This is a genomic window from Hafnia alvei, assembly GCF_964063325.1.
Lineage (GTDB): Bacteria > Pseudomonadota > Gammaproteobacteria > Enterobacterales > Enterobacteriaceae > Hafnia > Hafnia alvei_B.
Genome location: NZ_OZ061315.1, coordinates 3,656,938 through 3,670,202, shown reverse-complemented (window position 1 = coordinate 3,670,202; position 13,265 = coordinate 3,656,938). Strand labels below are relative to the sequence as shown.

Annotated in this window: 10 protein-coding genes; 4 read left to right on the top strand and 6 right to left on the bottom strand. The window is 44.6% G+C overall.

Features of this window, described 5'->3' with window-relative positions; translation table 11 throughout:
* Window positions 1-113 precede the first annotated feature (113 nt).
* Window positions 114-890: a DUF1275 family protein gene (locus AB3Y96_RS17300; protein WP_367299811.1), complete on the bottom strand. Its 777-nt coding sequence runs from the start codon at window positions 888-890 to the stop codon at window positions 114-116.
* A 395-nt stretch (window positions 891-1,285) separates the two neighbouring features.
* Between AB3Y96_RS17300 and AB3Y96_RS17295 the strand changes: the two genes are divergently transcribed.
* Together AB3Y96_RS17295 and AB3Y96_RS17290 are read left to right on the top strand one after the other, a co-directional pair.
* Complete coding sequence (locus tag AB3Y96_RS17295) at window positions 1,286-1,627, top strand: helix-turn-helix domain-containing protein (RefSeq protein WP_072308305.1); 342 nt, start codon at window positions 1,286-1,288, stop codon at window positions 1,625-1,627.
* Between the two features lie 206 nt (window positions 1,628-1,833).
* The gene (locus AB3Y96_RS17290) at window positions 1,834-2,853 is read left to right on the top strand and encodes an NAD(P)-dependent alcohol dehydrogenase (RefSeq protein ID WP_072308306.1); all 1,020 of its coding nucleotides are present in this window, start codon (window positions 1,834-1,836) and stop codon (window positions 2,851-2,853) included.
* Window positions 2,854-2,908: 55 nt separating this feature from the next.
* Here AB3Y96_RS17290 and AB3Y96_RS17285 read toward each other — a convergent pair whose 3' ends face one another.
* Complete coding sequence (locus AB3Y96_RS17285) at window positions 2,909-4,096, bottom strand: MFS transporter (protein ID WP_367299810.1); 1,188 nt, start codon at window positions 4,094-4,096, stop codon at window positions 2,909-2,911.
* Window positions 4,097-4,195: 99 nt separating this feature from the next.
* Between AB3Y96_RS17285 and AB3Y96_RS17280 the strand changes: the two genes are divergently transcribed.
* On the top strand, window positions 4,196-4,909 hold the full coding sequence (locus AB3Y96_RS17280; protein WP_072308308.1) for a MurR/RpiR family transcriptional regulator: 714 nt from the start codon (window positions 4,196-4,198) through the stop codon (window positions 4,907-4,909).
* Between the two features lie 178 nt (window positions 4,910-5,087).
* On the opposite strand, the gene AB3Y96_RS17275 is transcribed toward AB3Y96_RS17280, so the two are convergent.
* Window positions 5,088-6,467, bottom strand: a complete 1,380-nt coding sequence (locus AB3Y96_RS17275; RefSeq protein ID WP_367299809.1) for a glycoside hydrolase — start codon at window positions 6,465-6,467, stop codon at window positions 5,088-5,090.
* Window positions 6,468-6,480: 13 nt separating this feature from the next.
* Window positions 6,481-8,052: a PTS transporter subunit EIIC gene (locus tag AB3Y96_RS17270; RefSeq protein WP_367299808.1), complete on the bottom strand. Its 1,572-nt coding sequence runs from the start codon at window positions 8,050-8,052 to the stop codon at window positions 6,481-6,483.
* A gap of 278 nt (window positions 8,053-8,330) precedes the next feature.
* Here AB3Y96_RS17270 and AB3Y96_RS17265 point away from each other — a divergent pair, with 278 nt between their 5' ends.
* Window positions 8,331-8,657: a YnfA family protein gene (locus AB3Y96_RS17265; RefSeq protein ID WP_367299807.1), complete on the top strand. Its 327-nt coding sequence runs from the start codon at window positions 8,331-8,333 to the stop codon at window positions 8,655-8,657.
* 68 nt (window positions 8,658-8,725) lie between these two features.
* Here the strand turns inward: AB3Y96_RS17265 and AB3Y96_RS17260 are convergent, their stop codons facing one another.
* Window positions 8,726-10,990: a TonB-dependent receptor domain-containing protein gene (locus tag AB3Y96_RS17260; protein ID WP_367299806.1), complete on the bottom strand. Its 2,265-nt coding sequence runs from the start codon at window positions 10,988-10,990 to the stop codon at window positions 8,726-8,728.
* 53 nt (window positions 10,991-11,043) lie between these two features.
* The gene (locus AB3Y96_RS17255) at window positions 11,044-13,137 is read right to left on the bottom strand and encodes a S9 family peptidase (protein ID WP_367300338.1); all 2,094 of its coding nucleotides are present in this window, start codon (window positions 13,135-13,137) and stop codon (window positions 11,044-11,046) included.
* Window positions 13,138-13,265: the final 128 nt, after the last annotated feature.

Here is a 13,265-nt window from a genome sequence, read left to right as displayed (position 1 = left end):
TATTTGCTTTTTTTGTGTAATGTGATTTTTTAGGTAACAAGTATTATGCTAATTTGCTATGTAACAGACTGGTTTGCATAATCAGTCTGTTATGTTTATTTATTATGATGTTTTTATGACGCGACGTTTTTTCCGAATTGATTCTTCAATATAGAATGTTCTCTCCAAACCTTAAACGTTAAAAATAGCAATGCAAAGAAAACAAGATATAAACTGTCGAATTGATAATATTCACTTAATTTTATTGTGATATAGGCCCCTGCAAAAAAATGAATGAGAACCATAACATAGTGAGTACCTTCGCTTAATGAGGCTCGTCGCTCTAGCGCGGTTTTATTGCGATTAAATGAACCGGCAAGGCGCGTTATCATGAGTACATAAACGGTAGTGACAACGGATGTTGTTGTTGGATAAGCCGTTCCACCATTCCTAATGATAAAATTTTGTATATACATAAAAAGCAATCCAATAGTAACGAGTGGCATCACTGATAGTGTCGGGCTATCAGCAAGAAGGTCATGCCTAAACATGTATTGCCCAATCAATATAAACAAAAGAAGAATGAACGTGCTTGTCGTCATTGCTATCGCATATCCATGCATAGCGCTTTTTGCATGGAAGTTGTATTTGTTAGCGATTATTTGATGGCCTGCGCCGAGCAACATCCATATGACAATAATGAGAATGTGGTAGAAGGAAGAAAAGTTGAAATCGCCTTCAGCCAGCGAGTTAATTCCGAAGATCATATTCGATGTCATATAGCCAATAAGCGCTTTGTACAGATATTTAAAGCTAATTATTTCCATTCCTCCACCAATAAAACTCATTGCATAATGAATCTCATGGTTAATAGATTTGTATATGGATGGCTTTAGTGCTGTAAAATTCATGTCTGATGATTTCATGTGCTAGTGTTTTGTGGTCAAGGTATCACTGTGCTTTTTTATGTCAATAATTTATTCGTACGTAACTATAAATTATTGCTCTAATGATATATCTATTATCTTGAGTGATTCGACTTTTCGAAATTTAAGTTAATTAATGTTCGGATAATCGAATTATTATATTTATTTCTGGTTTTTAGATATTATTGATATGGATCAAGTAAATTTGATTGTTTTGATGAGCATAATTTATTACGCAAAATAAATGAATTTTTCTTTATTTTGTTTTTTTATTTAAACCAGCGCGAATTTTAAATTCACCTATCCTGAGCCTTGTTGAATGATAGGTTTGCTAGTTTTTTATTTCACAGTTGAATAATTTAATTGTCTTGGGGGAAGCTGTGCACTCTAAAAATGAACTTATAGAAGGCGTACTACGCTGGATTGATGATAATATTGAAAAACGACTTAAAACTAAAGATGTTGCGAAGAAGTCTGGCTACTCTTCACGGTATTTTCAGCGATTATTTCTTGAAAACACAGGTCAAACTATTGCTGTACATGTACGAGAGAAAAAAATTGAATTGGCAGCAATGGAGCTTAAAGATGCCAACAACTCGATATGTGATATCGCGATCAAATATGGCTATGACTCCCAGCAAACATTTAATCGGGCATTTATAAGACGGTTTCATATAACGCCAGGAAAATGGCGTAAAAAAGTTATTAGCAGTAAAAATTAGTCCTTATGAGTAACGTTTTTAAAAACGCTGACAACGGCTTGATGGGATAATCACAAGATTCCTCTTGATATTATTGACTATTTCACTGTTTTAGCCTGTGCCTAACTTCAGTATCTATCATGCCTTGGTCGTATATTGCAGCGCAGCTATCGGTTTTTTACTAGGTGGCGTACTCTGTAGTCGGTACTTTCTCAGAGGTCATCAACATGTCAAAAATCAAAAGCTATGCTGCACTGAAACCTGGGGCAGATCTGGAACTTTATGAGTATGACGCTGGTGCACTACAGCCAGACGACGTTGAGGTTAAAGTCGAATACTGCGGTATCTGTCATTCGGATCTGTCGATGATAGACAACGAGTGGGGATTCTCTGACTATCCTCTGATTGCGGGCCATGAAGTGGTGGGGCATATCCATGCGCTGGGTGATGCCGCAAAAAATAAAGGTCTGAAGATCGGCCAGCGAGTAGGCGTGGGCTGGACGGCAAATAGTTGCCAGCATTGCGATGCGTGTATTAGCGGCAACCAAATTAACTGCCAGAATGGTAGCGTGCCTACTATCATGAACAAAGGTGGTTTTGCCGATAAGCTGCGCTGCAACTGGCAGTGGGCTATTCCGCTGCCGGATGATATCGATATGGCAACGGCTGGGCCGATGCTGTGCGGTGGCATTACGGTGTTTAAACCGTTACTGATGCATCATATTACTGCAACCAGTAGGGTTGGTGTAATTGGCATTGGCGGCTTAGGCCATATTGCGATTAAATTGCTCCATGCAATGGGTTGTGAAGTGACCGCATTCAGTTCTAACCCGGCGAAAGAGCAGGAAGTTTTAGCCATGGGGGCCAATCGTGTGGTCAATAGTCGCGATCCTCAGGCGCTAACCGCGTTGGCAAAACAGTTTGATTTGATCATCAATACCGTCAATGTGTCGTTAGACTGGCTGCCGTACTTTGAAGCGTTAACCTATGGTGGACATTTCCATACGGTGGGTGCCGTAATGAAGCCACTAGAAGTGCCTGCGTTCACGCTTATCGGCGGCGATCGGAGCATTTCGGGTTCGGCTACGGGTTCACCAAATGAGCTGCGTAAACTCATGAAGTTTGCTGCGCGAACTAAAGTCGCGCCAACGACCGAGCTATACCCAATGTCGCAAATTAACCAAGCGCTGAAACATGTGCGAGAAGGTAAAGCTCGCTACCGTGTAGTGCTTAAAGCTGATTTCTGATAGCTATTATTTTAGCCACAGGTTTTGTCCTGTGGCTAAAATCCATTTCTACTATTTATTCTAAAACAGAAGTAGGCGATGCAACTGGTTTGAGATGCTTGCTTCCCCAGCATGCCAGTAATATATAAAGTGCTAATGGCAGCAAAAAACTGAAACGTAATGTCAGGATATTAATCATCAGCGCTTGAATATAAGGAATAATCGCGCCTCCAATCCCTGCCATAATTAATACGCCGGCCGCCAAATTTGCCATGTGAGGCACCGTTGCCATGCTTTGACTAAAAATAATAGGGTACATAATCGAGTTAGCAAAACCTATCAGCAGCAATAAGTAGCCGCCGACAGCGTTGTTTAATAAAATAGACAACAATATGAGGACCGCAGAAATCAGAGTAACAGACAAAAATGCTATCTTTACGTTAATTCGATGAGCAAATAGTCCGAAGATAAAACGACCTATTAATGCTCCGCCCCAGTACAGGGAAATTAATGATATCGCGGTTTCTGTGTTCCATTTGCCAATGGTCGATAAGTAATTGATAGTGTTAGTTCCTAATGATACCTCCACGCCAACATAGGTGAATATCGCAGCTGCGGAATAAATAAACTTAGTATTACTCCATAGTGATGATGGGCATTTTGTTGTTTTTTTATGCTGGGTGATGCCAGGCAGTTTGATTAAGATAGTTATTGTAAATAGCCCTGCAGAAAAGAGGGCTAAGACAAGCCAAATCCATTTAATCGGCTCGTTATGATTAACATAATCAATAGGCGATGCTTGTAATGCTAAGGCAATCAGAAGTGGTGCTAGCGTTGTACCTAATGAGTTTACCGCAGAGGCTAAGGTGAGATTACCCACGCGTTTATGTTCCTGACTGAGCAATGTGAGATAAGGATTAGCAACAACCTGCATGGCGGCCACACCCGTTGCAATCACGAATACAGCAAATAGGGCACTGATAATCGAATAATAGCCAAGCGCTAAGCTTAATAGCCCACAGCCGCACATCGTGAGAAGCAAGGCGCTGCGTAAGATCGTGCGGTAACCGAAGAGCGCGATAAGCTTAGAGCAGGGTAGGCAAGTCAAAAATGGAGCAATATAAAATAGAACATTCACCAGCATCGCCTGCGGCCATGAAAGTTGGAAGTAATGATAAAAAAATAAAATTAATGTGCTGTTGAACGCGGTTATTAATCCCCATAAAAAAAACGTTGCTCCTACAGCCGTAAGATGTGTTTTCATATCCCTATTTTCCATTGCTAAGTAAAATAATTTTGACTGATTACTCAGTTATTAATAAATGCCTGTGCTAATCTCAAGTTTGCTTAACAGGGGTTTATCATGGATATTCAAAATCTATTTCGTAATATTAAACTGAATAATACTGAAGTTGGTGTTCTGCAATATATACAGGCCAATCCTGAATTATGTATTCAGCAAGGAATACGCAGCGTAGCTGAGAAGTGCTGTAGTAATCCTTCATCTTTGGTTCGCTTAGCCAAAAAGCTTGAGTTTAGTGGCTGGCTGGAGATGGTCTACTTTATTAAGTTTAACATTACGCTACCAAAGCTGGATGTTACTAATGATGTTGATTTCATGAATATTCAACCACCAGAAAAAGTGGATGTTTTATTAGAAAGGCTGCAAAACGAGCGGATTCTGATCCACGGCAGCGGTTTTTCGCAGCTTATTGCCCAGTATATTTATAACAAGTTTTTAGTAACCGGTGTCAACGCTAGCTTAGCGCTATGGCCAGACTATGAAATACTGGAACAAAAAAATGCTAATAAGTTTGATTCGATATGGCTGATATCTAAATCGGGCCGGAGTTCATCGGCATTAAGCTGGGTAAAGGCATTAGAGAATAAAAATATCAACCTTGTTTGCTTTACCGGCGATCATCAGAGCCCGTTAGCACAGGCCGCGGACCTGTCATTTATTATTCACGATCCACAAAAATATGATGATGATATTTATTGGTCTAATCCGTTCTTTGGCTACTGCATTCTCGGGTTCGAACATCTTCTGAAACTGTGGTTTATGCAGAAGAAATAATCAAAGGGCGTCCTGCGACGATAATACGGATTACTAAAGCTCGATTTTAGGGAGCACACCGATGGGGTCGTAGCGGCGTAAGCCGCCGGAGTGCCCCGCGGTGTGGTAGACCCGTGTATCTCTATTTTTTAAATAAACAGTATTAGCCTGCGACGCCCCAGAATTTCAATGCTGGGATCTAGTGCCAGTTTCTAAACTGTGAGCCCTGCAAATAAGCAGAAACCAGCTTTTCAGCCAATGACCACGATCCGACTAACGGATGTGCCATCAATGCCTTAACCGCGAGGGTTCTGTCCTGAGCTAAAATCGCCTGCACAGCGAGACGCTCATACTCTTTCACGCAGGAAATCATATTTTTCTGCGCTTCGGGTACATGGATCGGCTTAACCGGTTTTAATCCCTCTTTGCTCAGGTCGCAGCTGATTTCAATGACATCGTCGGGATGCAGAAAATCCAGCGTATCGTTGTTGGAAAGTGATACCACAATACGCTTAGTGGTATTGCTGTTTACGGCTTCTAGAATATCTAAAGCAACGCCCGCGTAGCCGCCGCTGTCGGGCTCTTCGATGAATTGCTGCAGCGTTAAAAGTTCCCTGGTGTGGAATTTTTCCTGCTGAGATTCATTTTGCATGTAGCTATTTTCACGACGCAGATAGTGCTTCATCCAAATATCAAATGCCGTTGCCGGATTTTCTTTAACGTTGATACGGCTAAGCTCCTCACGCATATCATGGTTAATACGGGCGATTTGTTCGCCTCGTGTTTCACCTGAATCTTGAATTGCTTTCAGCGCTTCTTCTTTATAGTAGTAATAATATAAGTATTCATTGAGCAATTGGTTGTCGCACAGACGGACTAATTCTGGCGAGAAATATTGCATGGCCGTTTTCTTATATAGCTCAGGTGAATTAACTAACTGTTCGGTCACATCCTCTCCGCGCACGGTAAAATGGGTGAACCAAGAGAAGTGATTAAGTCCATAGCACTCAACCTGCAATTCACTTTCATCGCAGTTAAGAATCTCAGGCAGTTCACGAATCAACTCTGAGGGCGCATCACAGATGCCGTAAACGCGGCGTTTAAAACCAGATTTGATAATCGCTTCGGTGACTAAACCTGATGGATTGGTAAAGTTAAATAAGATGGCGTCGGGTGCCGCATGTTCTTCGATTAATTTACAGTAGTCCAAAATGGCTGGAATAGAGCGCATGGCCATGGCAAAACCACCTGCACCGGTGGTTTCTTGCCCCAAGGTATTATGGTCCAGCGCAATACGTTCGTCATGAATGCGGCTTTCATCGCCGCCGACGCGCAGGGTGGTAATCACATAGTTGGCATCTTGTAAGGCCGATACGGGCTCGGTGGTTAAGCTAAATTCAATATCAGGGCGAATCGTGTTAAATATATAACGCGCAATTTCGCCAAAGATGGTCAGGTTCTGAGCGGAGTTATCTAGAAAAACCACCTTCTTTAATCCGATGCGGTGAGCATTGTAAGCCAGAGATTTCGCTAGAAATGCGGAACGTACGCCGCCGCCACCTAATACTGTTAGTTTCATATGTACTCCCAATTTAATTATTAGCCAGCCAGGTATCAACTTTTGAACGTACTTGTCCAACCTTGACACCGTAAATAACTTGCACTTCATTGCTATTACGCACCACGCCGTTAGCACCGGTTGCTTTTAAAGCAGCGTCATCGACGATAGTTAAATCATGAATAGCGACGCGTAAACGGGTAAAGCAATTATCGACAGAAATAATGTTATGTTTTCCACCGAGCCCTTTAATGATTTCATCAACCTGTGAGCCGGTGTTATTCTTTTCTTGCTGCACCTTTTCCTGATAATCTTTTTTGTTATATAGCTTTACTTCATCATCATCTTCGCGGCCTGGTGTTTTAAGCCTTAATTTGACTACCACGGTGCGGAATATTACGTAATAAGCAATAAACTGTCCGATGCCAATCACGATATAAAGTGGCCAGCGTGTCAATGAAACGGGGAGCGGTAGGTTATAGGCTAAAAATTCAATTAAGCCGGATGCTCCCCATGGTCTCACCTGTAGCAGATCGCAAATAGCCTGTGATGCTGCGGTCAATGTGGCGTGAATAACCCACAGAAGCGGTGAGATAAACAGGAATGTAAATTCAATAGGTTCAGTAATTCCGGTCAGAATTGAGGTAATAATGGCCGGTAATAAAACGGCTTTCGCGAGCATTTTCTTTTCTGGCTTGGCGGTGTGATAAAACGCCAGCGCAGCGCCAGACAGGCCGAAAATAGTCGTCATACCTTGCTGAGAGAAACGCAGAGCATCGTTCATCACCGGTGTTAAATCGGGATGGCGCATATAGGCGAGGAAGATAGCCTGAGTGCCTGAAACCGTCTGCCCATCAACCGTCAGTGAACCGCCGATTTGTGTAAGTTGGAATGGCGACCAGACGAAATGGTGTAGGCCGGTAGGAATTAAGAATTTCTCGAAGAAACCATAAACAAATACGCCAGCAACGCCTGCGTTTTTCATAAAGCCAGTTAACGCCGCAATACCGTGGGTCATAAATGGCCAGAACCAGGTGAAGGCTATGGCGTAGACAATAACGACCGGCGTCATGGCGATAAGCGTTAGCTTTGCGCCCCCGTACATAGATAACGCGTCAGGGAGTTCTATTTGCGAGACTTTATTGTGTACCCATGCAATGGTGCAACCGAGAATAATACCGAGGAATATCCCCATATCGACAACCACAAACCCTAATATTTGAGTTTGTCCTGTTCCGTAATATTCACCGTTTATTTTATTGGCAATGCCGTGGGTATATTCCAACCAAGAGTGATTGGCACCTAAAAACATAATGAAGCACATAACGGAAACTAAGGCGACTTCCGTTTTTTTGTCCTTGGCTAACCCATAGCTAATACCGACGCAAAAGAGTAAGCCTAAATTACCAAATAGCGGCCAGAAGGTGTCTCCTAATAGCTGACCAAGTTGATGAAGAAAGCTGGTTTCAGAAATAAGCGTTGGGTTAGTTAAAATTGAACTTAATGCCAGAATTAAACCTATTACTGGCAAAAACAGCACTGCACCGATCATCGCCCTAGAGAATTTTTGCATACTCTCCAGAGTACGTTGCCGTATTCTAGACATAGCTGTTCCTTTATTATTAATAGGGGGTATTTGTTATAATAAATTCACTTCCAGTGATGACGTTATAGCAATGGCCTTGGCGAAAAGAAACACGTTGCGAAAAATAGGTACAAATAGCCACAAAATGCATACCTGTTTCGAATTGACGTTTTAAAGGCCTTTGTAATAGTGAGGCTAATCAGTTGGGATAAATAGATGAGACGTGGATCGAATATATTTTTCAAGGCAAAATGGGTTAATTGCCATGCGTATCATGACTTTTAGGTAAAAAAAACCTGATGTTAATTGTTAAAACATTCTTATTATTTAGCCTGACAGCAATCGCTGAGATCGTTGGGTGTTATCTGCCTTATTTGGTTTTGAAGCAACATAAACCGCTATGGTTCTTGCTGCCGGCTGCGTTGAGTTTGGTTATTTTTGCTTGGTTACTGACATTACATCCCGCAGCTGCGGGCCGAACCTATGCGGCCTACGGTGGGGTATACATTGGCGTTGCGTTGCTTTGGCTGCGCTTTGTTGACGGCGTTGAATTAACCCGCTGGGATATGGTTGGTGCCTGCGTTGCGTTGATAGGTATGGCGGTAATTGTGCTGCAGCCTTCGTAATGGCTGAGAGAGTTGTAGGGTGAAATTAATGCCGTCATGCCGAAATATTCAACATGACGGCGTGGTGATCAGAAGCGAATTTCCCCACCAAAAATATAAGTTCTTCCACGTGCCGTATTGGCCGCGGTGCTGTCATCACCCTGCATTGGCATCATATTCAGTTTGTTCAATGCCTCAGAATAGTTTTTATTCATCAGGTTTTGCACGCTGAGTTTGAGCATCACGTTGCGGTTGATCTCATAGGTGCTATAGAGATCGATGATGGTTGGGATCTGTGGGAGATCTTCCTTCACCACCGCACCGGTTTTCTCGTCAAAATCAAAGTTAGGCGATAGGCGACGTGATTTTCCGGTGTATTTAATAATGCTACCCACGGTTAATGAATTGTCTAGGAACCTGACCCCGGTATCGAGCGTCATATATTTTTTTGGCAGCTCGGTAATATCCCCTGCGCCAAAATAGGTGCTGGCAATTGACGTTGGTTGGTCGGTGTGTTGCTGACTATAAGCCAAACGCGCAAATGCGTAGCCCGCGTCGTAATCCATTTCTAATTCAAAACCGTGAGCACGCACCAATGAGTTGGAGTTCACGTAGATATACATATTGTCGGTGTAGTCGCTAACGTCAGCCCAGTCATTGCCGTTAACTTCGGTCATATTACATTTACGTCCGTTGGTGCAGACCAGATATGACTCACTGAATATGTAGTTTTTAATCTTGCTACGATAGACCAAGGCTTTTAAGCGCAGCAAATCTTCATCAATCAATAGGCTGTGCGCTTTAATATTAAAACCGGCCTGATAGGTTTCGGCACTTTCTGGTTTTAAGAATGGGTTCATTGACGCGCCGCCGGAGTTAGAGAAAAACATCTCCTGAATATTGGGTGCACGCATCGATTTGCTGTAGCTGACGAACGGCTGGAGCCACGGCGTTACCTGCGCAGAGAGCTCTACGGAAGGATTATAACCACTCTCTTTTTGATCAACGTTGTATTCCCCCTGTGGAACGCAGATCACTCGTGGATCGCAGGCGGGTTTAAAACCACTGATCTTATTCTGGGTGTAGTTAAGATTAAAATTAGCCTGATAGATCCCACGTTTTACTTCAAGCCCGGTATACAGCGCTGAAATATCCTGATCGCCCGATGGGGCAAAAGGATTGTTTTCAATTGATTCTTGTGAAGACTGTGGATCGCCCGCGTTGGACTGGATCAGTTTGTCATAGCGGGTACGCATCAGTTTGCTACCGATGGTAAAAGCTAGATCGTTATTACCGAGCGTGAAGCGGCTGGTGTTATTCACATCCAGCGCATTAGAACGGTTACGCGCTGACGTGCTATAAAACGTGTACAACGATCCGTCTTGATATTTTTGGTCGCTGCGGCTGGTACTGGCCGTGACGTTGAAATCAATTAATTCAGAAAACGGCGTGTAGTGATATTTGATGTAATAGTCGTCGCTGGTGATATCACGGCGTGAAAACTTATTTTGATAAGTTCGTGCGGAGAGTTCAAAGCTATTAAACTCATTCGGTTTGATATCCATTTTATACAGCTGTGACTTTGGATTCTGCTTCATGAATTCGTCATAGCCGAACTCTTCGCTATTAATCCCATCGCCGTTGTTAAAGTTGGAATAGACCGAGCTGCCGCTGATTGCGGCCATGACACCAAAACTGCCGGTGTCTGTGAATGCATCGGTTTTACCCGCGGCGGCAATCATTCCGCTGCGCCCAATGCCGTTGCTACCGACGGAAAAGCGTGAGCGCACGCCAAAAGGATTGCCAGCAAACACCACGTCATCAACGCCAATCGTGCGCAGATTGGCACTGCCCGCTAGGGCGTTTACCCCTGAAGAACCGCTGCTGTCGCCGCGAGTCACGTCAACGCCAACGAGGAAGTTGGGGTCGATAAGCACGCCTGCCTGACTGTTGGTGGAGCCGTGCACGGCGGTGCCGGAGGTCGAGGTGCCGTAAAAGCTTTGCGTAATGCCATCGACCATGGTGTTTACGCGGCCAAAACCACTCATTCCACGGATATTCACGCTAACCGAGCCTTGGCCGGGATCGATTTGGGTATAGGTTCCGGGCATACTGCGTAACGTCGCGTCGAGAGATTCTAAATTTTTATTAGTATCTCGTGAGCTGACGGCACCGGTTTTTTCCAAGGCTTCTTGCTCGCTGGTTATTTTTCCAGCCGAGACATGGAGTGGAGAAAATACCGCCGAGCCTTTTTTATCTCCGCTGCTTTCTTCACTGGCTTGTTGTGCATAACTGCCTGCACTGAGCAATAGCATGCCCGAGCCGATCACGCCGGCTATTTTATTGAGTTTCATATGTTCCCTTAAAGGTATTATCAGTCTATTTTTATTTTCTTTACTCGGTTGGTTCAGCGTTGATTATCTACGGCCAGAATAAAGTTATATTCCAGCGCAGTATTTTCTACTCGTTTGAGCCGGCCTGATTTACCGCCGTGTCCGGCCTGCATATCGGTGAGTAATAATAGTTTTCCGGTTCCTAATTGATTTTCTCGCAGTTTGGCTACCCATTTTGCCGGCTCCCAATATTGCACCTGCGAATCGTTTAGGCCGGTGGTCACTAATAAGTTGGGATAGCGCATAGGCTTTATATTGTCGTAGGGGCTGTAGGCCTTCATTTGCTGATAATCTGCCAGCCGATGTGGGTTTCCCCACTCGTCATATTCACCGAGCGTGAGGGGGAGGGTGTCATCGAGCATGGTGGTGACGACGTCGACAAAAGGAACCTGCGCAACAATGGCGTTAAACAGCTCCGGCTGTTGGTTCATGACCGCGCCAACCAATAACCCTCCGGCGCTGCCGCCCATGGCATACAGCCGGCCAGACTGACCAAAGCCGCGCTCAACCAAACCGCGTGTTGCATCGATAAAGTCATTGAAACTGTTGGGCTTATTCGCCAGTTTTCCCTGCTGATACCATTGCTGACCGAGCTCGCCGCCGCCGCGGACGTGGATCATGGCGAAGACGAAACCGCGATCCAGTAGGCTAAGGCGATTGGCGCTGAAGGCGGGATCCATGTTCATACCGTAGGCGCCGTAGCCATAAACCAGTAACGGGCTTTGTTTGGCCTTGAACATTTTTTTGTTGTAAACCAACGACACCGGTACTTTCACGCCGTCGCGTGCGGTGATCCAAATTCGTTCGCTGTGATAGTCCTGTGGCTGCGTGTTTTTAACTTCCTGACGCTTAAGCAGCGTGCGTTTGCCGCTGGATAAATCCCATTCGTAGGTGCTGGTTGGCGTCGTCATCGACGAATAACCGTAGCGTAAACGATCGGACTGCGGCTCAGGGTTATAGCCTAACCACGCCATATAGCTGGCATCGTCGAAGGGTAATGTGTCTTCAGCGTGAGATTTCCAGTTGATTTTGCGTATCTGGCTCAGGCCATCACTGCGTTCAGCAACCACCAGCCAGTCTTTGAATAAGGTAAAACCTTCGATCATTTTATTGGGCTGTGGGGCAACTAAAGGCTGCCATGAATGATCAATAGCGTTGGTTTGGTATAAACCAAAATTGGCATTTTCACGGTTGGAGCGCAGATAAAACGTGCCGTTGAAGTGATCCAGATAATATTCAACGTTTGGCTGGCGTGCGGTAAATAATACGGGCGGCGCATCCGCTTGGTCAGCATCTAATAAACGCACTTCAGACGACGTGTTGGCGCTTAGGGTTATCAGTAAATAGCGGTCAGATGCCGTGCGTGACAGGCTAAGATAAAACGCGCCGTCATTTTCTTGATAAACCAGTTGGTCTTGTACCCGCGGTGTGCCAATGCGGTGGCGATAGACCTGATACGGCACCAGCGTTTGTGGATGATTGCGGACATAAAATAGGGTGCGTCCATCGTTTGACCACAACATATTGCCTGATGTGTTTTCGATAACCTCGGTAAGCCACTGTCCGTTGTTTAAATTCCGTAGAGAAATACGGTATTGGCGTCGGCCTTGGGTGTCTTCGGCAACGGCCATCATCTGGTTATCTTGGCTGATCGCCAGACTGCCTAAGCGATAGTAAGCTTGGCCTGTTGCACGTAGATTTCCATCAATCAGCGTTTGCCACACGGTGCTGCCCGCCAGCGATTGGCGCTGAGCCACGGCAAAGTTTTTACCGAGCAGATAGACGTCTTGATAGCGGTAGCCGTTACGTTGGTAAGGCACTGAGCGATCTTCAGGGCTCATGCGCTCAACCATCTCGCGATATAAGGCTTGGTACTGCGCGGAATACGGTTTTAATGCCGCGTTGGCGTAGTGGTTTTCATCTTGCAAATAGCGCAAAACTTTCGGATTGGCACGGCTTTCATCACGCAGCCAAAAATAGTTGTCGATACGCCGATCGCCATGTTCGATGAGCGTTTTGGGGATTTTCTGCGCCCGAGGCGGCTGTAGTTTGGCTGCCAATGGCTCAGGAGAAAATAATTCAGCGGCAGATAGGTGCCAAGAGCACATCGCCGTGAGCGTCATTAATAACAAAAATTTTTGCCACAATTCACGCATGGTGCGTCCTTTTGGTTCTTTGGGCGAATAGCTGGCCCTGCCAGAAAATTCCAGCATGAAGATAAGTGAGATTTTTTCAG

Excerpts from the sequence above, each read along its gene's own strand:
- AB3Y96_RS17300 (WP_367299811.1), bottom strand. The coding sequence starts at position 890 with ATGAATTTTACAGCACTAAAGCCATCCATATACAAATCTATTAACCAT.
- AB3Y96_RS17290 (WP_072308306.1), top strand. The coding sequence starts at position 1,834 with ATGTCAAAAATCAAAAGCTATGCTGCACTGAAACCTGGGGCAGATCTG.
- AB3Y96_RS17285 (WP_367299810.1), bottom strand. The coding sequence starts at position 4,096 with ATGAAAACACATCTTACGGCTGTAGGAGCAACGTTTTTTTTATGGGGA.
- AB3Y96_RS17280 (WP_072308308.1), top strand. The coding sequence starts at position 4,196 with ATGGATATTCAAAATCTATTTCGTAATATTAAACTGAATAATACTGAA.
- AB3Y96_RS17275 (WP_367299809.1), bottom strand. The coding sequence starts at position 6,467 with ATGAAACTAACAGTATTAGGTGGCGGCGGCGTACGTTCCGCATTTCTA.
- AB3Y96_RS17270 (WP_367299808.1), bottom strand. The coding sequence starts at position 8,052 with ATGTCTAGAATACGGCAACGTACTCTGGAGAGTATGCAAAAATTCTCT.
- AB3Y96_RS17265 (WP_367299807.1), top strand. The coding sequence starts at position 8,331 with ATGTTAATTGTTAAAACATTCTTATTATTTAGCCTGACAGCAATCGCT.
- AB3Y96_RS17260 (WP_367299806.1), bottom strand. The coding sequence starts at position 10,990 with ATGAAACTCAATAAAATAGCCGGCGTGATCGGCTCGGGCATGCTATTG.
- AB3Y96_RS17255 (WP_367300338.1), bottom strand. The coding sequence starts at position 13,137 with ATGTGCTCTTGGCACCTATCTGCCGCTGAATTATTTTCTCCTGAGCCA.